This window comes from Halocynthiibacter sp. SDUM655004, from assembly GCF_026015885.1.
Lineage (GTDB): Bacteria > Pseudomonadota > Alphaproteobacteria > Rhodobacterales > Rhodobacteraceae > Falsihalocynthiibacter > Falsihalocynthiibacter halioticoli.
Map to the genome: position 1 here is coordinate 1,362,627 of NZ_JAPDUG010000001.1, position 24,897 is coordinate 1,387,523.

Annotated in this window: 24 protein-coding genes; 14 read left to right on the plus strand and 10 right to left on the minus strand. The window is 56.1% G+C overall.

Annotation, left to right across the window (positions count from 1 at the left end; translation table 11 throughout):
- Positions 1–70: 70 nt before the first annotated feature.
- Positions 71–694, minus strand: coding sequence for a YceD family protein (locus N9C89_RS06670; protein WP_263953052.1), 624 nt, complete (start codon positions 692–694; stop codon positions 71–73).
- An 84-nt stretch (positions 695–778) separates the two neighbouring features.
- On the opposite strand from N9C89_RS06670, the gene N9C89_RS06675 reads away from it, so the two are divergent.
- Complete coding sequence (locus N9C89_RS06675; protein ID WP_263953053.1) at positions 779–1,276, plus strand: outer membrane protein assembly factor BamE; 498 nt, start codon at positions 779–781, stop codon at positions 1,274–1,276.
- Between the two features lie 43 nt (positions 1,277–1,319).
- Here N9C89_RS06675 and msrB read toward each other — a convergent pair whose 3' ends face one another.
- Positions 1,320–1,736, minus strand: coding sequence for a peptide-methionine (R)-S-oxide reductase MsrB (gene msrB / locus N9C89_RS06680; RefSeq protein WP_263953054.1), 417 nt, complete (start codon positions 1,734–1,736; stop codon positions 1,320–1,322).
- A 135-nt stretch (positions 1,737–1,871) separates the two neighbouring features.
- On the opposite strand from msrB, the gene N9C89_RS06685 reads away from it, so the two are divergent.
- Both N9C89_RS06685 and N9C89_RS06690 read left to right on the plus strand, forming a co-directional pair.
- The gene (locus N9C89_RS06685; protein ID WP_263953055.1) at positions 1,872–2,612 is read left to right on the plus strand and encodes a GNAT family N-acetyltransferase; all 741 of its coding nucleotides are present in this window, start codon (positions 1,872–1,874) and stop codon (positions 2,610–2,612) included.
- A gap of 62 nt (positions 2,613–2,674) precedes the next feature.
- On the plus strand, positions 2,675–4,504 hold the full coding sequence (locus N9C89_RS06690) for an ABC-F family ATP-binding cassette domain-containing protein (RefSeq protein ID WP_263953056.1): 1,830 nt from the start codon (positions 2,675–2,677) through the stop codon (positions 4,502–4,504).
- Positions 4,505–4,517: 13 nt separating this feature from the next.
- Here the strand turns inward: N9C89_RS06690 and N9C89_RS06695 are convergent, their stop codons facing one another.
- From N9C89_RS06695 to N9C89_RS06710, 4 genes are all read right to left on the minus strand, one after another.
- Entirely contained in the window at positions 4,518–5,273 is a 756-nt protein-coding gene (locus tag N9C89_RS06695) for an SDR family NAD(P)-dependent oxidoreductase (RefSeq protein ID WP_263953057.1), read from the minus strand.
- A 72-nt stretch (positions 5,274–5,345) separates the two neighbouring features.
- Positions 5,346–6,260, minus strand: coding sequence for a TPM domain-containing protein (locus tag N9C89_RS06700; RefSeq protein ID WP_263953058.1), 915 nt, complete (start codon positions 6,258–6,260; stop codon positions 5,346–5,348).
- 105 nt (positions 6,261–6,365) lie between these two features.
- A complete protein-coding gene (locus N9C89_RS06705; protein ID WP_263953059.1) occupies positions 6,366–7,760 on the minus strand; it encodes a pyridoxal phosphate-dependent decarboxylase family protein in 1,395 nt (464 codons plus the stop codon).
- 21 nt (positions 7,761–7,781) lie between these two features.
- Positions 7,782–8,594: an isocitrate lyase/PEP mutase family protein gene (locus tag N9C89_RS06710; RefSeq protein WP_263953060.1), complete on the minus strand. Its 813-nt coding sequence runs from the start codon at positions 8,592–8,594 to the stop codon at positions 7,782–7,784.
- 239 nt (positions 8,595–8,833) lie between these two features.
- Here N9C89_RS06710 and cysS point away from each other — a divergent pair, with 239 nt between their 5' ends.
- From cysS to N9C89_RS06725, 3 genes are all read left to right on the plus strand, one after another.
- Positions 8,834–10,213 (plus strand): cysteine--tRNA ligase, encoded by a 1,380-nt coding sequence (gene cysS, locus N9C89_RS06715; protein WP_263953061.1) that lies wholly within the window; start codon positions 8,834–8,836, stop codon positions 10,211–10,213.
- Between the two features lie 229 nt (positions 10,214–10,442).
- On the plus strand, positions 10,443–12,089 hold the full coding sequence (gene cimA, locus N9C89_RS06720; RefSeq protein ID WP_263953062.1) for a citramalate synthase: 1,647 nt from the start codon (positions 10,443–10,445) through the stop codon (positions 12,087–12,089).
- 3 nt (positions 12,090–12,092) lie between these two features.
- A complete protein-coding gene (locus N9C89_RS06725; RefSeq protein ID WP_263953063.1) occupies positions 12,093–12,857 on the plus strand; it encodes a phytoene/squalene synthase family protein in 765 nt (254 codons plus the stop codon).
- Here the strand turns inward: N9C89_RS06725 and N9C89_RS06730 are convergent.
- The 3 genes from N9C89_RS06730 to cobA are packed head-to-tail and all read right to left on the minus strand — an operon-like array spanning position 12,854 to position 16,272.
- Positions 12,854–14,071: an MFS transporter gene (locus N9C89_RS06730; RefSeq protein ID WP_263953064.1), complete on the minus strand. Its 1,218-nt coding sequence runs from the start codon at positions 14,069–14,071 to the stop codon at positions 12,854–12,856. The two genes, N9C89_RS06725 and N9C89_RS06730, sit on opposite strands and share 4 nt — an antisense overlap.
- 51 nt (positions 14,072–14,122) lie before the next feature.
- Entirely contained in the window at positions 14,123–15,409 is a 1,287-nt protein-coding gene (locus N9C89_RS06735) for a cobyrinate a,c-diamide synthase (RefSeq protein ID WP_263953065.1), read from the minus strand.
- Positions 15,406–16,272: a uroporphyrinogen-III C-methyltransferase gene (cobA, locus tag N9C89_RS06740; RefSeq protein ID WP_263953066.1), complete on the minus strand. Its 867-nt coding sequence runs from the start codon at positions 16,270–16,272 to the stop codon at positions 15,406–15,408. The genes N9C89_RS06735 and cobA overlap by 4 nt, the downstream gene beginning before the upstream one ends.
- 96 nt (positions 16,273–16,368) lie before the next feature.
- Here cobA and N9C89_RS06745 point away from each other — a divergent pair, with 96 nt between their 5' ends.
- The 6 genes from N9C89_RS06745 (at position 16,369) to ubiM (ending at position 21,509) form a co-directional block, all read left to right on the plus strand.
- Positions 16,369–17,415 carry a cobalt-precorrin-5B (C(1))-methyltransferase gene (locus N9C89_RS06745; RefSeq protein WP_263953067.1) on the plus strand — a complete coding sequence of 349 codons (1,047 nt, stop codon included), beginning with the start codon at positions 16,369–16,371 and terminating at the stop codon, positions 17,413–17,415.
- Entirely contained in the window at positions 17,412–18,143 is a 732-nt protein-coding gene (locus tag N9C89_RS06750) for a cobalt-precorrin-6A reductase (RefSeq protein WP_263953068.1), read from the plus strand. Before N9C89_RS06745 ends, N9C89_RS06750 begins: the two co-directional genes overlap by 4 nt.
- A gap of 11 nt (positions 18,144–18,154) precedes the next feature.
- Positions 18,155–18,775: a DNA-3-methyladenine glycosylase family protein gene (locus N9C89_RS06755; RefSeq protein WP_263953069.1), complete on the plus strand. Its 621-nt coding sequence runs from the start codon at positions 18,155–18,157 to the stop codon at positions 18,773–18,775.
- The gene (locus N9C89_RS06760) at positions 18,772–19,437 is read left to right on the plus strand and encodes an alpha/beta hydrolase (protein ID WP_263953070.1); all 666 of its coding nucleotides are present in this window, start codon (positions 18,772–18,774) and stop codon (positions 19,435–19,437) included. Before N9C89_RS06755 ends, N9C89_RS06760 begins: the two co-directional genes overlap by 4 nt.
- Positions 19,438–19,621: 184 nt before the next feature.
- Positions 19,622–20,206 (plus strand): HNH endonuclease, encoded by a 585-nt coding sequence (locus N9C89_RS06765; RefSeq protein ID WP_263953071.1) that lies wholly within the window; start codon positions 19,622–19,624, stop codon positions 20,204–20,206.
- A 70-nt stretch (positions 20,207–20,276) separates the two neighbouring features.
- Complete coding sequence (gene ubiM, locus N9C89_RS06770) at positions 20,277–21,509, plus strand: 5-demethoxyubiquinol-8 5-hydroxylase UbiM (RefSeq protein WP_263953072.1); 1,233 nt, start codon at positions 20,277–20,279, stop codon at positions 21,507–21,509.
- A 105-nt stretch (positions 21,510–21,614) separates the two neighbouring features.
- On the opposite strand, the gene N9C89_RS06775 is transcribed toward ubiM, so the two are convergent.
- Positions 21,615–22,562 carry a radical SAM protein gene (locus N9C89_RS06775; RefSeq protein WP_263953073.1) on the minus strand — a complete coding sequence of 316 codons (948 nt, stop codon included), beginning with the start codon at positions 22,560–22,562 and terminating at the stop codon, positions 21,615–21,617.
- Positions 22,563–22,771: 209 nt separating this feature from the next.
- Here N9C89_RS06775 and zwf point away from each other — a divergent pair, with 209 nt between their 5' ends.
- Positions 22,772–24,226: a glucose-6-phosphate dehydrogenase gene (gene zwf / locus N9C89_RS06780; RefSeq protein ID WP_263953074.1), complete on the plus strand. Its 1,455-nt coding sequence runs from the start codon at positions 22,772–22,774 to the stop codon at positions 24,224–24,226.
- Complete coding sequence (gene pgl, locus N9C89_RS06785; protein ID WP_263953075.1) at positions 24,223–24,897, plus strand: 6-phosphogluconolactonase; 675 nt, start codon at positions 24,223–24,225, stop codon at positions 24,895–24,897. The genes zwf and pgl overlap by 4 nt, the downstream gene beginning before the upstream one ends.

Below are 24,897 nucleotides of genomic sequence, written 5' to 3' on the forward strand. Positions count from 1 at the left end.
TATGTGCAAGTGTTTTCTTTACTCATTTTTCGCCCGCCACACGAACAGGGCGGAATAGCGCCGGATTGCGCTAGCTCTTGGGGGTGTTTTCCTTGTTTTTCAAAAGATTTGCAAGCCCCGCAAACGGTTTTGCTTCTTCGTCTGTCATTGCAGCTTCACCGGGCTCTGTAAACTGTGTTTCTTCCAGTGCCGCACCCTCTGCGCGCGGATAGGGCGGAAGTGCCAGTGCAAGTGACTCGATCAGGATCGCATCAAGGTCGATTGACTTGCCCAAAGGCTCGCGAGAGTCATCGCCATCAAGCTCGACTTCAATTTCCTCTTCACCGTCGGTTTCAAACTCGAATTCAGAGGTATCTTTGACGAAAACCCGCTCAACGGATTCCTCGACACGCGTCGTCACTGGTGCAAGGCTGATCACACAGGGCTGGGTCACGGTCGCGCCGAGGTGGCCTGTAAGTTGCCAATCGTCGCGGCCCTGCGCTTCGATCTTTCCTTCAAAGCGCAGTTTCTTAAGCCCTAACAACTCCAGTTCCGCGGCAATCGCAGTCAGAACGTCGCTTGGCGGTATGATTTCGAATGGGGTTGCCTTGCGCTGCGCGAGGTCGGCAACGCGCAGCACATTCCCGCTTTGGGCAGTGGTCGCCTTTTTGCCGGTGCCGCTGCTTCCGGTAGGTGACTTGGGTGTTTGAGCCATCTTTCGCGCTTCCATTCTTGAATACACTTCAATCCTTCTATAAGTCGGATAAAAGCCTGAGACAGGTTAAGCAAGAGGTCACGAATGCAAATCCTTCCGCGTGTATCCGAGGGTATCCGGCGCAAAAGCATCGGTTTCGCTGGCGTCGTGTGCCTCGCGGTGGCTGTATCCGCGTGCTCGCCGATCTATCGAAACCACGGCTATGTGCCACCTGCCGAAGACCTCCAGAACGTTGTTGTCGGCGTTGATACGATTGATTCCGTTGAAGAAACACTCGGGTCCCCCTCAGGACGAGGCGTTCTTCAGGATAGCGATATTTTCTATACCGAATCCCGTTGGAAGACCTTCGGAATGCGGCCGCCAAAAGAAATCCATCGCGATGTGGTCGTTGTGCGCTTTGATAGTCGCGGTACAGTTTCCAACGTCGTGCAGTTCGGATTGGAACAGGGGCAGGTTATCTCGTTTAACCGTCGTGTAACCGATTCCAACATTGCTGATGTGACCTTCTTCGGGCAGCTCCTCGGAGCGTTCGGCAACTTTGATGCTGGTCAAGCACTTACCGGTTCCCCATCCCCACAATAGAGAAATTTCAATCGCTTAGATGGCATAGCTGCCTCGGCTGGCACTAATCTTTTGGGTCAAATCGCAGGGCGACTCCGTTTAAGCAATACCGCAGGCCCGTGGGTTCTGGGCCGTCAGGGAATACATGCCCAAGGTGCGCCTTGCACACGTCGCAATGCACTTCGGTGCGGCGCATAAAGAACTTGCGATCCTCTTGGGTGCCAATCGGCGCGTCCGGCATTGGGGCATAGAAACTCGGCCATCCCGTGCCGGATTCGTATTTCTGCGCCTGATCAAAAAGCGGTGTATCACAGCAAATGCAGCGGAAAACCCCGTCAACCTTAGGAAAATTGTCACAACTATGCGCGCGCTCTGTGCCGTGTTTTCGCGTGACTTTATACGCCTCCGGTGAAAGTTGCGCGCGCCAATCGGCATCGCTTTTGATGATTTCCTGTGGGCGGGAGTCGGGCGCTTTGGCCATATGTCAAATTCCTGTCACGTCTTGAGAGTAGGCTTCACACATATCATATGAGAAGCTGACCCCGTTAAAAAAGCGGGCGCAGGAGCGGTTTACGCAATTGTGATATCGAACGGGTGAGGTTGAGGAGAGCGTCAAATGACCATGCTAAAACAGGGCCGCTATCAAGCGCGTTTGGCCAAGACATCGCATGACATTGCTGCCGCCCAAGAGCTGCGTCACCGCGCGTTCTTTCAGGACGAAGCGCAACGCGGCTTGGATCAGGACGAATTCGACGAGAAATGTAGCCATGTGCTCGTGTCGGATTTGAAGACAGGCCGTCTTGTCTGCTGTTTTCGCATGATGGAACTGGCCGATGGGCGTGGCATCACCAACAGCTATGCGGCGCAATATTACGAGCTATCCGCGCTCGCCGATTTTGATGGCCCGATTGTCGAGATGGGGCGCTTTTGCGTTGATCCTTCGGAGAATTCGCCCGATATCCTGCGCGTTGCATGGGGCGCGATGACCGAGTTTGTCGATAGTCGAGGCGTGCAACTTTTGTTTGGTTGTTCCTCGTTTAAAGGCACAGAGGCGGAGGCCTATTATGACGCCTTTGCCATGCTCAAGGAGCGCCATCTGGCGCCGAAACGATGGCTTCCCAAAGTGAAAGCGCCCGATGTGTTCCGTTTTGCCCAACGCCTGCGTCGCAAGCCTGATCCGAAGCGGGCGATGCGTTCCATGCCGCCATTGCTCAAAACATATCTCGCTATGGGCGGATGGGTGAGTGATCATGCGGTGATTGATCCGGTGATGAACACGCTGCATGTGTTCACAGGGCTTGAGATCGGTGCAATTCCACCGGCGCGACGACGTTTCCTTCAGGCGGCCACACGCTAGAATTTCGCTATTCGCGCATTCCCGCGCTTGACCTTCGCCGCGCAGCCCACTAGCCGATGGCCATGGCACGTGTACCTCTTTTACAGCTTTCCGATATCGCGCTCGGTTTTGGCGGCGATCCGCTTTTCTCTTCGCTTGATCTTGTTGTGCAACCAGGCGACCGCGTGGCGCTTGTCGGGCGCAATGGCTCTGGTAAATCCACTTTGATGAAGGTCATGGCAGGGTTGGTGGAGCCTGATGATGGCAGTCGCGTTGTCCCGCAGGGTACTTCTGTTGGCTATATGGAGCAGGATCCAGACCTTAGCGGTTTTGCCACGCTTGGCGATTTCGCCGCAAGCGAGCTTGATCCGGCCGATGCCTACCGCGTTGAAATGGTTGCCGAAGGGCTGAAATTCAAACCCGCAACAGAAGTTGCAGTTGCGTCGGGCGGGGAGCGGCGGCGAGCGGCCTTGGCCAAATTGCTGGCTGAAGCGCCGGATTTGATGCTGCTGGACGAGCCGACCAACCACCTTGATATCGAAGCCATCGGATGGCTTGAGGAGCAACTCAAAACAACGCGTGCGGGTTTTGTCCTTATTTCGCACGACCGCGCCTTCTTGAACGCGCTCACTCGCGCGACCCTCTGGGTTGATCGCGGGCAGGTACGTCGCCTTGAGAAGGGGTTCGCCCATTTCGAGGCATGGCGTGACAAAATCTGGGAAGACGAGGACATGCAGCGCCACAAGCTTGACCGCAAGATCAAGAGCGAGGCGCGATGGGCCGTTGAAGGCATTTCTGCGCGGCGCAAACGTAATCAGGGCCGCGTTCGCGCGCTTCAGGACTTACGGGCCGAACGTGCCAGCCAGATCAAACGCCAAGGCGCGGCCGCAATGGCGTTCGATGCCAGCCCTAAATCCGGTAAAAAGGTGATTGAAGCCGAGCACATCAGCAAAGCCTTTGACGGGAAGGTCATCCTACGCGACTTCTCGATCAAGATCGCGCGCGGAGATCGCGTGGCTTTTGTAGGGCCGAATGGCGTAGGTAAAACCACGTTGCTCAAGATCCTTACGGGGCAGGAACCACCAGATAGCGGCGAAGTAAAACTCGGCACCAAAATCGAAATGGTTGTGTTTGATCAAAATCGCGCGCAGCTTGATCCGGAGATGAGCCTGTGGGAAAGCCTCACCGGCGATCCCGATATGCGTGTGTCAGGTAAGGCCGATCAGGTCATGGTGCGCGGTAATCCGCGCCATGTGGTCGGGTATCTCAAGGATTTCCTATTTGACGAAAGCCGTGCGCGGGCGGCGGTGTCTTCTTTATCTGGTGGGGAAAAGGCGCGGCTTTTGCTGGCCAAGATCATGGCGCGGGAAAGCAATCTTCTGGTGCTTGACGAGCCGACCAACGACCTTGATGTGGAAACGCTCGACCTGCTCCAAGACTTGCTTGGCGAATACGACGGCACCGTGCTTCTGGTGAGCCACGACCGTGATTTCCTTGACCGTGTGGCGCAAACGACAATTGCGATGGAAGGCGACGGAAACGCTACTGCCTACGCAGGTGGCTGGAGTGATTACCGCGCGCAACGGGCCGAAACTGTGGACGTTGCGAAGCCGAGCGGTGCAAAGCCCAAAGCAAAATCGACGAAAGCGGATTCAGAGTCTGAGAAAACCGAAACGTCCAAGCAAACTGGACTTTCCTTTACAGAGCAGCACCGTCTTGAGGCGTTGCCCGATGAAATGGCGCGGCTAGAGGCCGAAATAGCCAAGCTTGAAGCATTCCTGTCGGACCCTGAAATGTTTACCAAAGAACCGGTGAAGTTCCAAAAAGGAACCGATGCACTCGTCGAACGCCAAGAGGCGCTCGCCAAGGCCGAGGAAGAATGGTTGATGCTTGAGGAAAAGGCTGAAGGCTAAGCGCGCGCAGGCGTTATTGCATCCGCAAACCACCATCAAGCCGGATCACTTCGGCATTGAGGTAGGGGTGCGAGATGATGAACTCTGCCAGCCGCGCGTATTCTTCGCCAGAGCCAAGGCGCTTGGGGTGCAGCACGTCTTTTGACAGTTCTGTGATCATGTCCTCACCGAGGCTTTCGAGCATCGGTGTCAGGAAAATTCCCGGAGCAATGGCCATGACGCGAATACCGGTTCGTGCCAAATCGCGCGCCATCGGGAGCGACATGCCCGCGATCCCTGCTTTAGACGCCGCATAGGCTGCTTGCCCACGTTGCCCGTCGAAGGCAGCGACAGACGCTGTATTCACGATCACGCCGCGCTCGCCATCTGCGTTCGGCTCGTTCTCTGCCATCACTTCTGCTGCGAGGCGGGCAACGTTGAAGCTGCCGACAAGGTTAATGTCGATTGTGCGCTGGAAGTCGGCAAGCGGGAAGGGGCCTTTTTTGCCCAATGTCGAAGCTCCGGTAACAATACCAGCGCAGTTAACCACCGCCGTGATGCCCCCCATGGCGGATTTCGCCGCTGCGACGGCCTTTGCAGTGGAAGCTTCGTCAGACACATCAACTTCGGCGAAATGCGCGCCTGTTTCTTTGGCCATTGCTTCGCCTTTGTCGGCGTCGCGGTCAAAGATCGTAACCTGCGCGCCTTTTGACAAAAGGTAACGTGCGGTTGCTCCGCCAAGCCCGGAAGCGCCGCCAGTCACGATTGCTTTTGCCGAAGTAATGTCCATTTGTTGTCTCCACCCATGAATTGAACAACTGTTCAATAACGTGGATATGCAGTCCAATCAAGCGTTACGCACCTACCAACGCCCTGATGCGCCGCCGCCCGAACTGCTGCCACCGCTAAACCCGCCGGAACTTGAGCTTGAACTGCTGGATTTGGTCGAAATGACATAGGGTGTTGAGGTGTGATAGCCGCAGTGCGGGCAATCAACCAATGTTTCGCCGCGCCCTGTGGTGCTTCGGGTTGCGGCTTGCACTGTTTTGCGTTGGCGCTTCATGCCTGCAACGCCACATTGCGGGCAGGGTTTGCGTGCAAAGCGCATGGCGGAGATTTTGGGGGCGAGCAGCCCGCCGCCCATGAAAGCTGCGAAGATGCCGAAAAAAAGAAATAGCGGCCAATTGCTTTCACCAGAAGGCGCTTGCCGTTCGGGCGGTTCCTGCCCTTGATTGAATGGATACGCAATCTGATCGATTGTGGCTTGGGTTCCGTCGAGAATCCCTTTGGCGAAATTGCCCTCCTTGAAATCGGGTGTCATGTAATAGTGGATCACGTCGCTGGCGAGATAGTCATAGCTTTCGGGATATCCTGCGCCCAACTCAATCCGCATCTGTCTGTCGTCTTTCGCGACAAGGATCAGGATGCCATCGTTGCGCTCTGGATCACCAATACCCCACTGATTGAACAGCCCGGTCGCGAAAGGTTCGATTTCAGGCCAGTTTCCATAGTCCATCATCGTGTCGAGTGTCAGCACAGTAATCTCAACTCCGCTTTCCTCGCGGTAGTCCTTGAGCAGTGTTTCAACTCCCGCTTCGTCCTCTGGCGGGAGTAGATCGGCGTAGTCATTCACATAGGGGCTTTGCCAATCCGGAAATTGCTGAGCAGTAGCAGGAACCGCAATTAAGATCAGGATTGCGATACCGGCAAGAGTAAGCACAGCATGTTTGATCCATGACTTTGATGCCGAGAAACCAAAGATGGGGAGAGACAGCACTTAAACCCTCCTGCTAATAATGGGACCGCGATTTCGGCCTCTAGAATATCGAAAATGAATGCGTGAGTTTAGCGCTGTTGCCATCTTCAAATCAACTGTGATGGGCTAGGATACTGCGCCCTCCGTCAACTCCTTGAGAACCTTGGGTATCATCATCACATCGTCGCGGGTGCAATCAAACTGACCAACCTGAACACGAATGACGAAGCGGTCTTCATGGGTTGTTTGGGTCAGATAGATTCGCCCGTCGCGGTTGATTTTGTCGAGCAATTCGGCGGTCTCGGCGTCGGATTTATAGGCGAAGGTAAAGAGCGAAAGGCGCTGCTCTGTGGGCAGTGTGAACCCTTCAAGCGCACCAATCTCTTCGCGCGCCTCTTGTGCCCATGCCACGTGATTTCGAATTCGTGTGCGTAGCCCGTCGAGCCCATAGGCCCGTAGGGTGAACCAGATTTTGAGTGCGCGGAACCGACGTCCAAGCGGCACGGTCCATTCGTTGTAGTTTACGATTTCATCCTGCCCTTGGGTTTTCAGGTATTCAGGGCGTAGGCCAAGTGTGCGGATTTGATTGGTTGGGTCTGGCATGAATTGCACAGCGCAATCAAATTGCACACCAAGCCATTTGTGCGGGTTAAATACAACGGAATCCGCGGCTTCTACACCTTCCCAAAGTGGGCGAAACTCTTCGCAAATCATCGCGCTACCGGCCCATGCGGCGTCCACGTGGGTCATGAGGTTGTGCGCTTTTGCAATCTTGATGCAGGCGGCCAATGGATCGCATGCGCCAATCGACGTGCCACCCGTGCAAAGCACCACGCCAGCGGGTGTATATCCGGCGGTAATATCTGCGAGAATAGCGGCGCTAAGCGCCTCTGGGCCCATGCCGTAATCATCGCGTGTCGGGACTTTGACGAGGTTCTCTTGTCCGATGCCCGCAATGCGGACGGCCTTATCAACCGAGCTATGAGTTTGCGCAGAAGCATAGATGCGCAGGCGCGGAGAGGCAGAGAGGCCCGCTGTGTTGCCGTTAAATTCAAGCGCCCGCTCGCGCATGGTCAGTATTGCGGAAAGCGTGGCGGTTGTGGCGCTGTCGTGGATGGTGCCGGTGAACGTGTCTGGCAAGCCAAGCGCTTTGGTTAGCCAGTGGATCATCACGGCTTCGATCTCGTTTGCTGCCGGAGCCGTCTGCCAAAGCATCGCTTGCCCCGCGATCGCGTTGGCCAACTGTTCCGCGAGCATCGATGCAGGCGAGGCATTGGCAGGGAAATAGGCGAAGAAACGCGGATGTTGCCAATGGGTCGTCGCGCCGGGAACAATGCGCTCGAAGTCAGCGAAAATTTCGGTGAGCGGATCAGCCGCTTCCGGTGGCGTGTCCGGGAGTTGCGCCGAAACATCACCGGGGGCCACATCAGGCCGCACAGGGCGATCTCGCAGGGAATTGTGATAGTCGCGCGCCCAATCGGCGGCGATTTTGGACCAATGGGCGAGGTCGTCGTGGTTCATATATGGCCTATGGTTTGGGGCTTATGGTTTAAGCAGCGCGTCGATTTTTGCTCCTGATATGCCATTGGCGAGCGGGGTGAAATCCCCTTCGGTCAGCATAGCGGTTGCTGCGTCAAAAAGCGTCCGGTGCGTGGCGCGGGCGAGGGCGGAGCCAAGCGAGATGCGGGCCACGCCAATTTCGGCATATTCAGCCAACCCGTGTTGCGCATAAGGGCCAGCACAGAGCGCGTTGAGCGGTGCCGAGGTTTGTGCGGCGAGGGCCTTGAGATCGTCCCAGCTCTTGGGCATTGGTACATAGAGGCCATCCGCGCCCGCCGCCTCGAAGGCCTGAATACGGGCAAGCGACTCTGCGTGGTCGTAGAGGTCGAGCATCACGCCATCTGCCCGCGCCACGAGAAAAAAATCTTGGGGGAGGGCGCGCGCCGCTGCCGCCGCCGCGCGGATGCGTTCAACCGCGATATCGCGCTCGTATGTGGTGTTTTCGGCAAGGCGTGTGTCTTCGATACATATGCCCGCAAGCCCGACTTCGGCGGCAAGGCGAACGGTTTCGGCAACCGTTTCGGGATCATCGCCAAAGCCGTTCTCAAAATCGCCGGAAACGGGTACGTTAACAGCCGCAACCAGTTCTTGCGCATGGGCCAAGGCCTGATCGCGTGTGACGGTGCCATCGGGCAAACCGAGCGTAAAGGCGTGTGCGGCAGAAGATGTTGCGATTGCCCGCGCGCCAAGGTTGGCCAATACCTTCGCGCTGCCAATGTCCCACGCATTGGCCAGCACAAAGGGCGCACCTTTACGGTGCAACGCGCGAAAAACGGCTCCCTGATCCTGTGGCATGGCGGCTCCTCCTATATCTGCGTGACCGTAATGTCAGCACTCCTGACCCGTCAAGGCGCTTGGCAGGGCAGGCTTTCGTTGATAGACAGCGTTCATGAGAAAACAAAACATTACAATCTGTATTTGTATTCCCTGCTAACATCATTTGCGGGCGCACTTCTCATTTTCATTTGAAATCAAAGTTGTTATGTCCGCAGCACGCTGGATTTATGCGCATGCCGCGCCGCTACGAGGACCAAATGTACGACATACATCTGCACAACACGAAAACCCGTAAGAAAGAGCTGTTTACGCCGCTCGATGACAAGAATGTGCGGATGTATGTGTGCGGGCCGACGGTTTATGACCGCGCCCATCTTGGCAACGCACGCCCAGTGATTGTGTTTGATGTACTGCAACGGCTGCTGCGGCATCGGTATGGCGCGGAGCATGTGAAGTATGTGCGCAACTTTACGGATGTTGACGACAAGATCAACGCCCGCGCCCGCGAAACAGGGCGCTCGATTGCCGAGATTTGCGACGAAACAATCGGCTGGTTCCTTGAGGATATGGGGGCCGTCGGCGCAGAAGAGCCGGACGAGATGCCGCGCGCGACAGCCTATATCGAAGAAATGAAAAAGATGATCGAAGGGTTGGTCTTAAGTGGCCATGCCTATCCCGCTGAAAAGCATGTGCTGTTTTCGGTCGAAAGCTACAAGGACTATGGCGCGCTTTCGGGCCGATCGGTTGACGATATGATCGCCGGAGCGCGGGTCGAGGTTGCGCCTTATAAGCGGAACCCCATGGATTTTGTGCTTTGGAAACCGTCGGATGCCGAAACGCCGGGCTGGGATTCGGATTGGGGCTACGGGCGTCCGGGGTGGCACATCGAGTGTTCAGCAATGGCTTATGAGCTTTTGGGTGAAAGTTTTGATATCCATGGCGGCGGTAATGACCTGATGTTCCCGCACCACGAAAACGAGGTTGCCCAAAGTTGCTGCGCGCACCCCGAAGGCGACTTTGCCAAGGTCTGGATGCACAATGAAATGCTACAGGTCGAAGGTAAGAAAATGTCGAAATCGCTCGGCAATTTCTTCACCGTGCGTGATCTGCTGGACCAAGGCGTTCCTGGCGAGGTCATCCGCTTTGTGATGCTCTCGACCCATTATCGAAAACCAATGGATTGGACAGAAAAGAAGCGCAAAGAGGCGGAAGCTACGCTTCGCAAGTGGCGAAAACAATTGGACGGCGTGGAGACAAATGCCCGTCCACCTAGCGTTGAAGTTATGGCCGCTTTGTCAGATGACCTTAATACTCCGCGCGCGATCACTGAACTTCATCGACTTTCACGCGATGACAAGAAGGAAGAGCTTTTTGCAAGTTTGCTAGTGCTAGGGTTCGGTGATGATTGGAAGAGTGGCTTGTACCGCGATATCGAGTATTTCGCGCTGTTAGAGCCATTAGAAGTTAAATTTACACAGCTTAGAGCGAAGGCTATGGAGACCAAGGATTTCACCGAAGTTGATGCATTGAAATCAGCGTTGTTGGCGGCTGGTGTCGAGGTGAAGATGTCGCGCGAGGGTGTTGAGCTTTCGGCTGGTCCGGATTTCGATCCCACAAAGTTGGAGGGGTTGGAATGATTGGAAATGGAATAGAGGTCAGCACGCGACCCTGGGTGGGTGCGAAGCGCCCTCCCGTGGGGAGGGTCGGGCGCCGGCCGGGCTTTCAGCCCGTCCGATTTCGTTTTAGGGCCGAGAACCAGAGTTTTCTCATGACGCGTGACCTCACAATCGCTTTGCCCTCGCTCGAGGGCGGGGGCTTTACCCCCACCCGCGGTCAGGTGCCGCCCTCAGCATTTGAGGTGAGCCAATGACCAAAACCCGCCTCTACCTCTATGACACAACCCTCCGCGACGGGCAGCAGACCCAAGGCGTGCAGTTTTCGACCCAAGAGAAACACCGTATCGCAGAAGCGCTTGATAAACTCGGTATCGACTACCTCGAGGGCGGTTGGCCCGGTGCGAACCCGACCGATAGCGAGTTTTTCGAGACCGCTCCGAAATTCAACGCCACGCTTGCCGCCTTTGGCATGACCAAGCGGGCGGGGCGCTCTGCGGCGAATGATGATGTTCTGGCGGCTGTTATGAACGCCAACACCCCTGCGGTGTGCCTTGTTGGGAAAACCCACGATTTCCACGTCACGCGCGCACTTGGCATAACGCTGGACGAAAACCTCGAAAATATCTCCGAAAGCATCAAACACATCATCGCGCTTGGCCGCGAGGCGCTGTTTGACGCGGAGCATTTCTTTGACGGCTATAAAGACAATCCGGATTATGCCCTTGCCGCAATCCGCGCGGCCTATGACGCGGGTGCACGCTGGATTGTTCTTTGTGACACCAACGGTGGCACGCTCCCCGCCGAAATTTACCGGATCGTGCGCGAGGTTATCGCAAGCGGGATTGAAGGGTCTCGGCTCGGTATTCATACTCACAATGACACCGAAAGCGCCGTTGCGGGAAGCCTTGCTGCGATTGATGCTGGTGTTTGCCAGATTCAGGGAACATTGAACGGCCTTGGTGAGCGGTGCGGTAATGCAAACCTGACAACGCTCATTCCGACGCTGCTTCTGAAGCCTGAATATGCGGATCGGTTTGAGGTCGGTATCGACGTAAAATCGCTTGAGGGGCTGACACGCCTGAGCCGGATGCTTGACGATATTCTCAACCGTGTTCCTGCGAAACAGGCCGCATATGTTGGGGCAAGTGCATTCGCGCATAAGGCCGGATTGCATGCCAGCGCGATCCTCAAAGACCCGAGCACGTATGAGCACATCGAGCCTTCAACCGTGGGCAACAACCGGATTATTCCGATGTCCAACCAAGCGGGGCAAAGCAATCTGCGGCGGCGTCTTGACGAGGCCGGGATCAAGGTCGAGAAGGGCAATCCGGCCCTGTCGCGCATTCTTGAAGTCATCAAGGCGCGCGAGGCGGATGGCTATTCTTTTGACACGGCGCAGGCGAGTTTCGAGCTATTGGCGCGACGGGAGCTTGGCCTTTTACCCAATTTCTTTGAAGTGAAACGCTATAAGGTCACGGTCGAGCGCCGCAAGAACAAGCGCAACGAGATGGTGAGCCTGTCTGAAGCGATCGTCGTTATCAAAATAAACGGCCAAAAGCGGATGTCGGTGAGCGACTCCATGGATGAGTATGGCGTTGATCGTGGTCCGGTAAACGCGCTGTCGACCGCGCTTGCCAAAGACCTTGGCCCCTATCAGGCGGTGATTGACGATATGCGTCTTGTGGATTTTCGGGTGCGTATAACCAACGGAGGCACAGAGGCTGTGACCCGCGTTGTAATTGACAGCGAAGACGGCAAGGGGCGGCGTTGGTCCACCGTGGGCGTGAGTTCCAACATAATCGACGCGAGTTTCGAGGCGCTGCTGGATGCGATCAACTGGAAACTCGTGCGCGATGATGTGCGCCCTGCGGGTGCTGCTGATCTCAGCGGAGCCTAGAAGATGGAACTCGACTTTGCCGCCTCTGCCGCGCTTGTTGAGAAGGGCGATCCGGACAGGTTCGCCGCTTTGATGACGGTTCCGATGCCAGAGCGCGCCGCACTTTTTGTATTGGCGGCCTATAATCTCGAGTTGGCAAAGATCCCTTGGGTAAGCCAAGAGCCGATGATCGCGGAAATGCGCCTTCAGTGGTGGCGCGACTTGATCGAGGGGATCGGCAAAGGCGAGGGCGCGCGCGCCCATGAGGTCGCCGGTCCGCTTCATGCGGTGGTGACGCAATATGATCTACCTCTCGATCTGCTTGATCAGATGGCCGACGCGCGGCGGTGGGATGTGAACAAAGATGCATTCGAAGATCGCGCTGATTTTGACAGCTATATAGACCAGACCGCGGGCAACCTGATGTGGCTTGGAGCGCTGACGTTTGGGGCGACCGCCGCTGACGAAGCGGCCGTGCGTGCGCGGGCGTATGGCGCGGGTGTGGCGCGGTTTCTGGCCGCGGTGTCCGAGCTTGAGGCGCGGGGGCGCATTCCGCTTTTGGATGGACGCGCAGAGGGAATTCGCGCTTTGGCAAGTGATGCACGAGCCAAGCTGCGTGCCGCGAAAGTTTCCAATAAAATTGCGCCCGCCACGCGGGATGCGTGGGCGGCGGACAAGGTAGTGTCGCTTGCTGAAAAAGAACCGCAACGCGTGGCGGATGGAACGCTTGTTTTGTCGGAATTCAGCCGCCGTTTCGGGCTGCTTCGGGTGGCTCTAACTGGGCGCTAGACACGTTCGCGGGCTGCAGGGCGCATCACCAACCAAATCAAAGCACCACCTGCCAATGTCAGCAGTGGGATCATTGCGATGTTAACAGCGGTCCACCCTTGCACAGGGTCGCCGCCAGAGCAGTTCATCAACCCGCCCGAGGATAGGCTGGCCAGTGTCACACAGCCGAATACCAGCATGTCGTTTAACCCTTGAACACGCCCGCGTTCTTCTTCGGTGTGGGCGCGGGCCAGCATGGTGGTCGCGCCGATAAAGCCGAAGTTCCAGCCCACACCAAGTAGGATCAGCGCAATGAAGAAGTTGCTGAGTTCTACACCAGAGAGCGCCACCACACCCGCCGCCGCAAGGGTTGCCAGCCCGAGGGCAACAATCTTTTCAACGCCAAACCGCGCGATCAAATGACCCGTAAAGAAGCTTGGCGCAAACATAGCAAAGACATGGCCGGAAACCACGTCGGCCGCATCATCATTTCCAAAGCCGCAACCGACAACCGCAAGCGGTGTTGAGGTCATGACGAGATTCATCAACGAATAGGACACCATCGCACAGATGATAGCGACGGCGATCTCGGGCGTCTTGAGCATTTCCCAGCGGGTCCGGCCAGCCGATTTCGCGTCTTTGGGCGCTTCAGGCGTTGGAATGTCGAGGAAGAAGAACAGCAGCGAGCCGATGAGGTTCAGCGCCATAACGGCAAAATACATGCCCATGAATGGCACAACAAAGCTATCGACGAACCCTTTGCCCAATTGCGGACCGATCACCGCAGAGGCAAGGCCGCCCGCCATCACCCAGCTAATGGCTTTTGCGCGGAAACCATCAGGAGCGGTATCAACGGCAGCAAAGCGGAAAAACCCCTGTGATGACATGTAGATGCCGGTCACGAGGCTGCCCAGAAGAAGCAACGCGAAACTGTCGACAAACAGCCCGTAAGCGCTGATTGCGGCTCCTAAAAACCCGCCTAATGCACCGATGAAAAAGCCGGTCTTGCGGCCATATTTTTGCATAATCGAGGAGATTGGCGAGGCTGCGAGCATCGAGCCGAGCACGATCATCGTGACAGGCATTGTGGCGAAACAGACGTTTGTTGCCATGTTCTGCCCTGCCAGTCCGGCATAGGTGAAGATCATCGGCAATTGTGCGCCAAGCACCGCTTGCGCAGCGACCAAAACGGCTACATTGCGGCGCGCGCGAGCGTATAGGTGCGTCTCTGTCATTCAGTCTTGGTATCGGGGAACGGCTAAAACGGGAAGTGTTAAATTGTATGCTTACGGTGCGGCAATAAGATGCGCAAAGGAACCGGAGACATTGCCATTGATAAGCCCCATCGCTGGTAACGCATTGCCCGCGGCGTCTTTCGCGTCGAACAGCGGCGTGCCTTCGGCCTTGAGCGTGGTGGCGTAGTGGAATTCGTGTGCTTTGAATGCGCCTGTGAACGGCCCGGAATTCGCCTCAACATCGCGATAGCCAAGATGCAATTTGCGTGTTTCGAAGCTGGTGACGAGCGGTAGCAAGCCGAGCATTTCATGAGCCACACCGTCGGCATCAATCAGTGTTTCGCCAAGCGCCATATACCCCCCGCATTCACCATAGATCAGCGTTCCTCGCTGTGCGGCGGCTTGCATGGAAAGTTTGAAGGCTGTGGCATTGAAGAGTGTTGCAGCATGGAGTTCGGGATAGCCGCCCGGCAGGTAGATCAAATCGGACTCTGGGACTGGATCATCGGCGAGCGGCGAGAAGAAGCGGATGTCTTTTCCAGCGGCGCGCCATTCTGACAGGAGGTGCGGATAGCAGAATGCGAATGCTGCGTCCTGCGCAACGGCGATGGATTGAACAGGTGGCGTCAGGCGGCTTTGTTGCAATGGACCAGAGGCGGGCAGCGGAGCAGCGAGATTCTTTAGAGCCTCAAGGTCAACGTGGCTGCGCATATGCGCGGCGGCGGTCGAAAGGAACTCTTCAAGGTCGATATGTTCGCCCGCCTGAACCAATCCAAGGTGGCGGGAAGGGCGCGCAAGGTCTGTGTGTCTTGGTAAAGCGCCAAGAACCGGAATGTTAAGCGGAGCAAGAGCGTTCCGAAGCATGTCTTCGTGGCGGGGGCTTCCGACCTTGTTGAGCAGGACGCCTTTAATCTTTACCTCTGCGTCATATGAGGCAAAGCCGGCCACAAGCGGCGCGACGGATTGCGCCATTTTCGAAGCGTCCACGATCAGGATTACAGGCAGCCCCAGAACCCGCGCGAGATCGGCGGATGCGCCTTTCCCTGCGGGCGGTGCGCCGTCAAATAGCCCCATAGCCCCTTCAACAACAAGCAATTCGTTGTCGTGCTGGGTGGCTTGCGCCTTGAGCATCTCGGGCGACATGGCCCAAGCATCAAGATTCCCACATGGGGCGCGGCTTGCAGCGGCATGAAAGGCGGGGTCAATGTAGTCCGGTCCGGACTTGGCCGCACGAATAGAAACTCCCGCGTCAACGAGCGCGCGCAAAATACCCAATGTCAGCGTGGTTTTCCCCGCGCCAGAGGTTGGCGCCGCAAGCAGAAGCCCGCGCGCTGTCATCTCTGTTCTGCGGGGCGACCACGCCCGAGGGGGTCAAGATTGCGCGGCGCTTCGCCCTTGGCCATGCCTTGCCAATCCAGCACCTGACGCATCAGAACCGACCGCCCAACGCAGATGATTGCAGGGGGCTCGAGAGAACTTGCTGCGATATCGGCCTCGGCATTTGCCAGCGTGGTTTCCAAAACAGCCTGCGCGGGTGTTGTAGCCTCGGCGACGACGGCAACAGGTTCTTCAGGTGGGCGGCCTGCATCAAGCAGGGCTTGGGTGATGCGGCCAATATGTTTCATGCCCATGTAGATCACCAAAACCTGTGAGCCGCGCGAAATTGCGTCCCAATCAAGGGTGTTGGGCGTATTGCCGGATTGATCGTGGCCCGTCACGAAAGTCACGGATTGGTTCACATCGCGGTGCGTTACAGGAACGCCAGCATAGGCCAATCCGCCGATCCCTGCCGAAATGCCAGGGATGATGCGGATGGGAATGCCATGCTGTACCAAAGTCTGCGCCTCTTCACCGCCGCGACCAAACACAAATGGATCGCCGCCCTTCAGCCGCAATACGCGTTTGCCAGCTTCGGCAAGATCGACAAGTCGTAAGGAAATGTCTTTCTGCTTGGCAGAGGGCTTACCGCCGCGTTTGCCCGCATAGATCAGCTCCGCATCATCGCGCGCCCAATCCAGAATCGCGCTTTGGACGAGTGCGTCATAGACAATGACGTCAGCCTGACGAATTGCATTCAATCCATGCAGCGTAAGCAAGCCCGGATCGCCCGGTCCCGCGCCGCAAAGCCATACCCATCCGGGTTCTAAGGTGGGCCATTGGCCATCAGGAAGGGCCAGCGATGATGTGTGTGAGTCGGTCATGGGCCTGTTATGCCCCTTTGAGCGCGGCTCGAAAAGTGTTGAAATACCGTCATTTCCCACATTGGCGGCAGGAATTCCGCGGCCTATAGTCGCCACATGGATGCCCAATCCCCTCCGTTGCGCCGTGGCTGGACCACGGGCGCCTGTGCGACGGCTGCTGTAAAGGCGGCGTTGCTGAAGTTGTGGGCAGGGCATTTTCCGGATGAGGTCTCGATTACGCTGCCACGTGGCGAAACGCCGGATTTCGCACTTGAGGAAACAGAGGCGGGAGATAATTGGGCCGCGGCGGGGATTATCAAGGACGCTGGAGATGACCCTGATGTGACCCATGGCGCGCTTATCACTGCAAAGGTGACATTGGGCGGGGATGGCATCGAATTTCGCGCAGGCAAGGGTGTTGGAACGGTCACAAAACCCGGTCTGCCGCTTGCTGTTGGCGAACCTGCGATCAACCCAGTTCCACGGGAAATGATGCGTGGTGTGGTTGAGGATTTGGCACAGGAATACGGCACAACGCCTTGTGTTGTAATCGAAATCTCAATTCGAGATGGAGAAGATCTGGCAAAGAAAACATGGAACCCGCGACTCGGTATTGTTGGCGGGCTTTCTGTATTGGGGACAACTGGCGTTGTTCGGCCATTTAGCTGCGCAGCGTGGATCGCGTCTATTCATCGTGGTGTCGATGTGGCGCGCGCAACTGGGTTAACGCATGTGGCCGGATGTACGGGCGCTACGAGCGAAAAGGTGGTGCAGGCCGAGTATGATTTATCCGAGCAAGCAATGCTCGACATGGGCGATTTTGCGGGCGGTTTGCTGAAGTACCTCCGTAAGCATCCGGTTGAGCGGCTTACGATTGGCGGCGGTATTGGCAAGATGACCAAACTTGCCCAGGGCGCGATGGATTTGCATTCAGGGCGGAGCCAGATTGATTTTGATGCGTTGGCGAAGGCGCTTGGCGAACCACACATTACTGATTGCAACAGTGCGCTTGAAGTGTTTGAAAAATATGGAGAAAAATTCACCGAGTTTGTTGCGATCGGAGCCTTGAAAACCGCGCGTGAGGTGCTGCGTGATAGTCCGGTTGCGCTCGACCTTATCTTGATAGATCGCGCGGGGAATATTATTGGGCGGGCAGCGGAATGAAGGTTCTTTTGCTTGCAGGATCAGGCGAAAGCCGCAGGTTGGCGCATAAACTGGCCGATTGTCCCCGTTTCGAGGTGCTGGCCAGTCTTGCAGGGGCAACGCGTTTTCCCAAACCGCTACCTGTTGATACACGGATTGGCGGTTTCGGGGGCTACGAAGGCGAGAAGGAATTTCTTGTTGAGGGGGAATTCGATGCGGTGATCGATGGCACGCATCCTTTTGCGGCCCGAATTTCCAAACGTACCTTTCAGCTTTGTGATGAATTATCAATTCCCTACGCGCAAATATTAAGGCCGGAGTGGACGCCTGCTGAAGGTGATGACTGGACGATGATCGCCGCTCCCCAAGATGCGCGTGAACATATTCCCGCTGGTGCAAACGTATTTCTGGCAACAGGGCGCAGTACGCTCTCTGGGTTTGCGAACCTTGCGGATTGTCGATTGATTTGCCGACAGATTGACCCACCTGAGGGGCCGTTTCCGTTCCCGAACGGCGAGTACCTTGTGGGGCGACCGCCGTTTTCAGTTGAGGACGAGATCGCCATATTCCGCAAGTTCCGGATTGATATTCTGGTGGTGAAGAATGCAGGTGGAGCCCCGAGCCGAACCAAATTGGATGCGGCTCGTTCGCTCGGGATCAAGGTCTTGATGATCGAGCGGCCAGCGCCAGCCGGTGGGCTTGTACTTGAGGATGTGGATGCGGCGCTGAACTGGTTGAATGAACTATAGGATCGGTGGCTATGTATATAAATTCAAAGGAAGATGTTGCATATCACACCGAGAGATTGATTGCGATTGAACCACGGTTTGAGCCGGCTTTTCGCGTGACTGGCGTGCCGCCACTGCGGCGCCGTCGAGATGGATTTGAAGCGTTGTTTGATGCGATTGTCAGTCAGCAAGTTAGCGTGGCGTCGGCAAATGCGATTTGGGGGCGGCTTAAGACGGCAAAACTTACTGGGCCAAGAAAGGTGCGGTGGGCAAGTGATGAAAATTTACGCGCTTGCGGTCTGTCCCGTCAGAAAATTCGTTATGCACGAGCACTTGCAGAGGCCGGAATTGATTTTAAAGCGCTTCGTAACGCATCAAGTGATGAGGTCGTGAAAACGCTGACCGAAGTACCGGGTATTGGCGCATGGACAGCCGAGATTTATGCAATGTTTTCATTGGGTCACGCGGATGTTTTTGCCCCTCGTGATTTAGCATTACAGGAGAGCGCTCGCATGCTTTTTGACCTACCAGAGCGCCCCAAAGAGCGCGCGTTTCGTGAAATGGCGCAAGAATGGGCACCTCATAGAGCCGTTGCTGCGCGGCTGCTTTGGGACTATTACCGCGTTGCAAAACAGAGAGAAGGCATCAAATGACCCGTAAACTCGAGTTTACCACCCGCGCTCCCCAATCCGGCACAACGAAATCCATGGTTGTATTCCTGCATGGATATGGCGCGAATGGCGCCGATCTCATGGGGCTGGCTGATCCGCTTGGGCCACAGCTTCCCGATACCGTGTTCGTCGCTCCGGATGCGCCGGACAAGATCCCTGGCGCACCATTCGGGTTCCAGTGGTTTCCCATCCCATGGATTGATGGAAGCACCGAGGAAGCCGCTGGCGAAGGGCTGTTGAAGGCAAGCGCCGATTTGAATGCTTTCCTAGATGAGCAACTTAAAGAACATAGCGTAAAGCCCGAAAATTGCATAATTTTAGGGTTTTCCCAAGGCACGATGCTGGCGCTTCATGTTGCGGTGCGCCGTGATGAGGCCGTGGCGGGTGTTGTTGCATTTTCTGGCCGTTTGCTGGTGCCTGAACGGCTTGAGGAAGAAGCTGTTTCCAAACCGCCCGTGATTTTGATCCATGGCGATCAGGACGATGTTGTGCCGCCGCAATCTTTGCCGGAAGCGGGTGATGCGCTGTCCGTCGCAGGGTTCGAGGTTTATGCCCATGTGATGGAAGGGACAGGCCACGGAATTGCGCCAGACGGGTTAACCGCCGCAAATCATTTCATGCGCCAGAAATTAGGGTATACTTAACCCAAGCGTCTCCGCTTGGCGTGCGTCACATGGGCGTTACAGTTCTTTCCTAGCCTTTGCGTCGAGCGCCCCCAAAATCATGGGGCTTGTCAGATGCGAAACGCCATATATAGTTATCCACAGGCTGGGGCGGTTTCCCCGCTCTGGCACTGGAGACAGATGGCAGGGTAAGGAAAATTGACCCATGGACGGCGATTTTAGGACAGAATTCACCCGTGAACCACGACGGCTCAAACAGCATCCGGCGTTGGTCTTGAATGCGGATTACAGGCCGCTTTCCTATTATCCGCTATCGCTTTGGCCCTGGCAGGAGGCCGTTAAAGCGGCTTATCTTGAACGTGTTGATATTGTTGCTGAATATGACGATTTCGTTCATAGCCCATCCACCAAAATTCGCATTCCGTCAGTTGTTGTTCTCAAAGAATACGTGAGGCCGCAGAACAAAGTTGCCTTCACGCGGTTCAATCTGTTTTTGCGAGATGAGTTTAAGTGCCAATACTGCGGTGCGCGGGGAGACTTGACGTTTGATCATGTGATTCCCCGAGCGGCGGGCGGTATCACCAGTTGGGAGAACGTTGTGGCGGCCTGTTCGCCGTGTAACCTCAAGAAGGGCAGCAAATCCCTGCGGCAAGCAAATATGGCGTTGCAAAAGCCCGCGCGTCAGCCCGAAGTCGAGCAATTGCGCAATACAGGCCGCAAGTTCCCGCCAAACTTCCTGCATGAAAGCTGGATGGATTTTCTCTATTGGGATACCGAACTTGACGCCTAGGGCTTGACTTAGATCAGGTAGCGGATCGCGAATCCGAGGTACTTCTGTTGCAGTTCAACAGGAGGCCCAGATGCAAGATTCCCCCGAAACACCACAATCCGCCACAGACCCACTGCCTGTGTTCAGCGATATAGTCGTGATTGGCGCAGGGCCGGCGGGGCTTGGGTTTGCGCGCGCACTTTGTGGAACGGGGCTGACTGTCACGATTTTGGAGCGGCACCCAGAAGCCGTCTTGGCCAATCCGCCGGAAGACGGGCGTGATATTGCGCTTACACAAACCAGCGAGAAGCTGATGTGGGAATACGGCATTTGGGACAGGCTGGATGAGGCCGAGATTGGCTATATCCGCGACGCGAAGGTCCTGAACGGTAAATCCTCTTTTGCGCTACATTTTGACTCCCTTGAAAACGGCGCGGATTACCTTGGGCGCATTCTGCCCAACCACCTTATCCGCAAAGCAAGCTATGAGGCGACTGTGGGGCAGGCGGGGTTTAACCTCGTCACCGAGGCCGATGTTGCCAAAGTTTCGGCGAATAACGCAGGGGGCAAGGTCGAACTCACCGACGGTCGTGTGTTCCACGCCAAGCTTGTTGTTGCGGCCGATAGCCGTTTCTCGGAAACACGCCGAAAGATGGGGATCGGAGCCGAAATGAACGATTTTGGCCGAACCGTAATTGTGTGCGAAGTTACGCATGAGGGGCCGCATCAAGATGTTGCCTATGAGTGTTTTCACTATGATCGCACACTTGCAATATTGCCGATGCCAGAAAACCGAAGTTCGGTTGTTGTGACACTGCCGTCGCATGAAACTGACGCCGTGATGCAGCAGAGCGAAGAGGCGTTCTGTCGGGATATTGCCGCGCGGTTTGACAATCAGCTTGGCGCGATGACGCTACATTCGCCGCGTCACGCGTACCCGTTGATGGGCGTTTACGCCAAGAACTTCGTTAAGCCCGGATTTGCCCTTGTGGGTGATGCGGCTGTCGGGATGCATCCCGTTACTGCGCATGGTTATAACCTTGGTCTTGTGGGGGCAAATACGCTTGCAGTCGAGATCCGCAAAGCGCTTGAGCAGGGGCGTGATTGGGCGGATATGACTGTTTTGTCCGCCTATGAGCGGACCCATCGACGCGCAACCGCACCGCTTTACTATGGGACCAACGCGATCGTGAAACTCTTTACCGATACGCGCTTGCCAGCCAAAGTGCTTCGCGGTGCCGTGTTGCGCCTTGGAGAGCGGCTGCCTCCGGTGAAACGGGTGATCATGAACCAGCTTACACAAGTGCCGAAAAGCGCGGGTTAACCGCGCACGGGCAGATAAGGCGCGCTTGTGTAAAGGGTCCGGCGCGGCGACAGGTTAACGAGGAGTAGACCTGTTGCCCCGGGCCCAAATTATTTGGGATGGCGATTAGCCCGAGCAGCTTGCGCCGCCCAGCACGCAGAATTTTGCGCAATGAGGGTGATTCAAGGCCACGTCGCCCTCTGCTTCGGCCAGCGTCGAGCCAAGCTCAAACTCGGCATCATAAGGCAGGAGTGTGCAGGCAAGAACAGCGGGTGTTTCAGCGCCCTTGCGTTTCACCACCATGCGCGAACTTGCGCACATCACAGAAGTCGGGCTTACATCAAGGATCGACCAGCATTCCGTTGTGATTTCAGGGACTTCGACGGTTTCGTCCATTTCTGGAAACAACACTGTCTGGGCTGGGTTTTGCGCGTCGATGTTAAATCCGTGCTCGGCGAAAAAGGCTGCATAGCCTGCGCGACAATCCTCTTCGCTTTCATCCCAGAGCATCCGTCCTGCAGTTGCAAGCTTTGCGCCCTGATCGCGAAGCCAGATCATACCGTCAAGGCTGCGGGCAAAAGCGTTTTTCCCGCGGATCGCATCATGTTGTTCAGGAGAATAATGATCGAGAGACACCCTAAAGGTGAGCGAGTCGGGGTAGTCTTTTATGATCTTTGCAAGGTCATTGCGCACAGATTTGCGCTGCATTGGCTGCATGGCGTTGGTCAGAACTAAAACTTCATACCCCCGCGCCAGACTTCGGCGCAGCATTTCGCAAAACTCGGGGTTCATAAACGGCTCTCCGCCTGTGAAGCCGATTTCGGTTACGCCCCATTTACGCTCTTGGAGTTGGTCGAGGTATGAACTGACCTCATCGGCAGTCATGTAGACCAGCGCATCATTCTTGGGCGAGCTTTCAATATAGCAATTGATGCACTCGATGTTGCAGAGCGTACCCGTATTGAACCAAAGGGTTTGCGGATCGCTCAGGGCAACGCGTGCGCGTTCTTCGCCCTTTGCGGTGCGCATGGGGTCAATAAATTTTCTGGCGTTTGCGCCTGTGTGGTCTTTCATGGGAGTCCTGTTGTTTTTTCAACGGTATCTTGCCGCTCGTTCATGTTAAAGCCGAAAGAAAATGCCTAACGCAGTTGTGAAAGGCTTCATGCGTGCTAGACTTATTGAGCGTCTGACGTTATGAGTTCCGAGAATTGGTTCGTTAGCGCTAACAGATATTTCTGAAGATGGAAATAATCTGATAAAATACAAACAGTTACGGGGTCCATATGGTTTCGCGTGTTATTCCGGTAGATGAATTTGACTTGGTGATTTTCGGTGGCACGGGCGATCTCGCGCGGCGCAAGATTTTGCCGGGGTTGTATCGGCGGTTCCGTTCAGGACAAATGCCAGAGGGCGCGCGCATCATTGGTGCGGCACGGGCCGATCAGGACAGCGCGGCTTATCGTAAGATGATCCAAGACGCGATAGAGGAGTTTGTCCCTGAGAAATCTCGCGACAGTGAGAGCATTGCCGAGTTCATCAAGCTACTCGAGTATATCCCGATTGACGCGACAGGCGAGGGCGGCTGGAAAGAGCTGGCGGCGATGGTGCGTAAAGAGGTGGTTAAAGCCTTTTACTTCTCTGTTGGGCCGAGCCTGTTTGGTGATCTGGCCGAGCGGCTTCATAAATACGGCATTGCCGATGACCAGAGTCGCCTCGTTGTAGAAAAGCCATTTGGCCGTGATCTCGACTCCGCAAAGGCGCTTAACGCGGTGCTGGCACAGCACTTTGACGAAAGTCAGATTTACCGGATCGACCATTACCTTGGTAAAGAAACCGTGCAGAACCTGATGGCTGTGCGTTTTGGCAACATCCTCTTTGAGCCGCTCTGGAACAGCCAATACGTCGATCACATCCAGATTACAGCCGCCGAAACTGTCGCTGTTGGAAGCCGAGGTGCTTATTACGACAAGTCCGGCGCCATGCGCGATATGGTGCAAAACCACCTGATGCAGCTTCTCTGTCTGATCGCAATGGAGCCGCCGAACGAGTTTGAGCCAGACGCGGTGCGCGACGAAAAGCTCAAGGTGATCCGCGCGCTCGATCCTGTGGCTCAAAGCGACATCGTGCGTGGTCAGTATTCGGGTAATGCCGATGGCCCAAGCTATGTTGAAGAAGCCGAAAATCCCGACAGCAAGACCGAGTGTTTTGTGGCGATGAAGGTGAATATCTCCAACTGGCGTTGGAAGGGTACCCCGATTTATTTGCGGACGGGGAAACGCCTTCGTGCGCGCGAGAGTGAGATTGCGGTGGTGTTCAAAGACCCGCCCCATTCGATCTTTGGCGAACAGGACGGGCGGCGCGGCAACGTGTTGGTCATCCGGTTGCAGCCGAATGAAGGTATGAACCTGCGCGTGACAATCAAGGAGCCGGGGCCGGGCGGTATGCGCCTCATGGAGGTTCCGCTTGATATGAGTTTTGCCGAGGCATTGGGGCCAGATGCAGAAGATGTTCCAGACGCCTATGAGCGCCTGATTATGGATGTGATCCGCGGCAACCAAACGCTCTTTATGCGCGGTGACGAGGTTGAGGCTGCATGGGCTTGGACGGATCCGATCATCAAGGGTTGGACCGAGCGCGGCGATAAGCCCAAGCTTTATGATCCCGGTAGTTCAGGGCCAGAAGATGCGCTCATGCTCCTACACAAAGATGGACGCCGCTGGCGGGAGATCAAAGTATGACCCTCATTGAGTACCATAACAAAGATGAGATGATGCAGGCCATTGCGAGCCAGATCAAAGCCGAGCTTGCGGAGGCATTGAGCAAAACAGGTTCAGCGACGCTCGCTGTTCCCGGTGGTACAACGCCGGGCCCGATTTTCGATGCGCTGAGCGTGGCGGATATCGATTGGGGCAATGTGGCTGTTATGTTGGGCGATGAACGCTGGGTCCCGGAAAGCTCGGAGCGCTCGAATACAGCGTTGCTTAAGGCGCGTTTGTTGCAGAACAAAGCGGCCGCCGCGACGCTTTTGCCGCTCTATGCCGAGGCTCCAACGCCAGAGGATAAGCTGGATGAACTCTCTGCGGGGATCGAAAAGCATCTTCCGCTGACAGTTTGCCTCATGGGTATGGGCGCGGACATGCACACTGCGAGTATTTTTCCCGAAGCAGACCTTTTGGCCGAGGCTTTCGCACCAGACGCGCCAGAATTGCTTCCGATGCGTGCACCAGGTGCGCCGGAACCGCGCATTACGCTTTCGGCCCGCGTTCTTAAGGGCGCTGCGAACCGCCATATCGTGATTGCCGGCGATGAAAAACGTGCTGCGCTTGAGCGTGCGCAAACTCTAGATGACCCGATGCAAGCCCCCGTAAGTGCGGTGCTGCCGGGCGCAACCGTACATTGGGCTCCTTAA

Bases quoted from the DNA above. Each gene is read 5' to 3' on its own strand.
- N9C89_RS06670 (WP_263953052.1), bottom strand. From the start codon at position 694: ATGGCTCAAACACCCAAGTCACCTACCGGAAGCAGCGGCACCGGCAAA.
- N9C89_RS06675 (WP_263953053.1), top strand. From the start codon at position 779: ATGCAAATCCTTCCGCGTGTATCCGAGGGTATCCGGCGCAAAAGCATC.
- msrB (WP_263953054.1), bottom strand. From the start codon at position 1,736: ATGGCCAAAGCGCCCGACTCCCGCCCACAGGAAATCATCAAAAGCGAT.
- N9C89_RS06685 (WP_263953055.1), top strand. From the start codon at position 1,872: ATGACCATGCTAAAACAGGGCCGCTATCAAGCGCGTTTGGCCAAGACA.
- N9C89_RS06690 (WP_263953056.1), top strand. From the start codon at position 2,675: ATGGCACGTGTACCTCTTTTACAGCTTTCCGATATCGCGCTCGGTTTT.
- N9C89_RS06695 (WP_263953057.1), bottom strand. From the start codon at position 5,273: ATGGACATTACTTCGGCAAAAGCAATCGTGACTGGCGGCGCTTCCGGG.
- N9C89_RS06705 (WP_263953059.1), bottom strand. From the start codon at position 7,760: ATGAACCACGACGACCTCGCCCATTGGTCCAAAATCGCCGCCGATTGG.
- N9C89_RS06710 (WP_263953060.1), bottom strand. From the start codon at position 8,594: ATGCCACAGGATCAGGGAGCCGTTTTTCGCGCGTTGCACCGTAAAGGT.
- cysS (WP_263953061.1), top strand. From the start codon at position 8,834: ATGTACGACATACATCTGCACAACACGAAAACCCGTAAGAAAGAGCTG.
- cimA (WP_263953062.1), top strand. From the start codon at position 10,443: ATGACCAAAACCCGCCTCTACCTCTATGACACAACCCTCCGCGACGGG.
- N9C89_RS06725 (WP_263953063.1), top strand. From the start codon at position 12,093: ATGGAACTCGACTTTGCCGCCTCTGCCGCGCTTGTTGAGAAGGGCGAT.
- N9C89_RS06730 (WP_263953064.1), bottom strand. From the start codon at position 14,071: ATGACAGAGACGCACCTATACGCTCGCGCGCGCCGCAATGTAGCCGTT.
- N9C89_RS06735 (WP_263953065.1), bottom strand. From the start codon at position 15,409: ATGACAGCGCGCGGGCTTCTGCTTGCGGCGCCAACCTCTGGCGCGGGG.
- cobA (WP_263953066.1), bottom strand. From the start codon at position 16,272: ATGACCGACTCACACACATCATCGCTGGCCCTTCCTGATGGCCAATGG.
- N9C89_RS06745 (WP_263953067.1), top strand. From the start codon at position 16,369: ATGGATGCCCAATCCCCTCCGTTGCGCCGTGGCTGGACCACGGGCGCC.
- N9C89_RS06750 (WP_263953068.1), top strand. From the start codon at position 17,412: ATGAAGGTTCTTTTGCTTGCAGGATCAGGCGAAAGCCGCAGGTTGGCG.
- N9C89_RS06755 (WP_263953069.1), top strand. From the start codon at position 18,155: ATGTATATAAATTCAAAGGAAGATGTTGCATATCACACCGAGAGATTG.
- N9C89_RS06760 (WP_263953070.1), top strand. From the start codon at position 18,772: ATGACCCGTAAACTCGAGTTTACCACCCGCGCTCCCCAATCCGGCACA.
- N9C89_RS06765 (WP_263953071.1), top strand. From the start codon at position 19,622: ATGGACGGCGATTTTAGGACAGAATTCACCCGTGAACCACGACGGCTC.
- ubiM (WP_263953072.1), top strand. From the start codon at position 20,277: ATGCAAGATTCCCCCGAAACACCACAATCCGCCACAGACCCACTGCCT.
- N9C89_RS06775 (WP_263953073.1), bottom strand. From the start codon at position 22,562: ATGAAAGACCACACAGGCGCAAACGCCAGAAAATTTATTGACCCCATG.
- zwf (WP_263953074.1), top strand. From the start codon at position 22,772: ATGGTTTCGCGTGTTATTCCGGTAGATGAATTTGACTTGGTGATTTTC.
- pgl (WP_263953075.1), top strand. From the start codon at position 24,223: ATGACCCTCATTGAGTACCATAACAAAGATGAGATGATGCAGGCCATT.